Below are 652 nucleotides of genomic sequence, written 5' to 3' on the forward strand. Positions count from 1 at the left end.
ACGCGCCCAAGAGGAGTCGAACCCCTAACCTTTTGATCCGTAGTCAAACACTCTATCCAGTTGAGCTATGGGCGCATATTTAACTAATGCCGAGGACCGGAATCGAACCGGTACGGTGATCACTCACCGCAGGATTTTAAGTCCTGTGCGTCTGCCAGTTCCGCCACCCCGGCGTGCTTCCTTGGTCTTCAGGAAAGCGGAAAACGGGGTTCGAACCCGCGACCCCCACCTTGGCAAGGTGGTGCTCTACCACTGAGCTATTTCCGCATGGTGCCGGCTAAAGGACTTGAACCCTCGACCCTCTGATTACAAATCAGATGCTCTACCAACTGAGCTAAGCCGGCTAGCTTTTAATGCGGGTGAAGGGACTTGAACCCCCACGCCGTTAGGCGCTAGATCCTAAATCTAGTGCGTCTGCCAATTCCGCCACACCCGCATACTTTCTATGAGCCGTACAGGGCTCGAACCTGTGACCCTCTGATTAAAAGTCAGATGCTCTACCAACTGAGCTAACGGCTCATATGGGGGTTAACGGGTTCGAACCGCTGACCCTCTGCTTGTAAGGCAGATGCTCTCCCAGCTGAGCTAAACCCCCATGGGTTGCGTGGCGACGTCCTACTCTCACAAAGGGAAACCCTTCACTACAATCGGC

The 652-nt window shown here is 54.3% G+C and carries 7 tRNA genes; all 7 read right to left on the reverse strand.

Annotation, left to right across the window (positions count from 1 at the left end):
* Window position 1 precedes the first annotated feature (1 nt).
* The 7 genes from NRIC_RS19050 to NRIC_RS19080 all read right to left on the reverse strand — a co-directional run bounded on the left by NRIC_RS19050 (window position 2) and on the right by NRIC_RS19080 (window position 595).
* Window positions 2-75, reverse strand: a tRNA-Arg gene (locus NRIC_RS19050).
* 12 nt (window positions 76-87) lie between these two features.
* A tRNA-Leu gene (locus NRIC_RS19055) sits at window positions 88-173 on the reverse strand.
* A 22-nt stretch (window positions 174-195) separates the two neighbouring features.
* Window positions 196-267 (reverse strand) — tRNA-Gly (locus NRIC_RS19060).
* A gap of 1 nt (window position 268) precedes the next feature.
* A tRNA-Thr gene (locus tag NRIC_RS19065) sits at window positions 269-344 on the reverse strand.
* Window positions 345-354: 10 nt separating this feature from the next.
* Window positions 355-436, reverse strand: a tRNA-Leu gene (locus NRIC_RS19070).
* A gap of 10 nt (window positions 437-446) precedes the next feature.
* Window positions 447-519, reverse strand: a tRNA-Lys gene (locus NRIC_RS19075).
* Window positions 520-522: 3 nt separating this feature from the next.
* Window positions 523-595 (reverse strand) — tRNA-Val (locus NRIC_RS19080).
* Window positions 596-652 lie beyond the last annotated feature (57 nt).

The organism is Enterococcus florum, assembly GCF_004309355.1.
Lineage (GTDB): Bacteria > Bacillota > Bacilli > Lactobacillales > Enterococcaceae > Enterococcus_A > Enterococcus_A florum.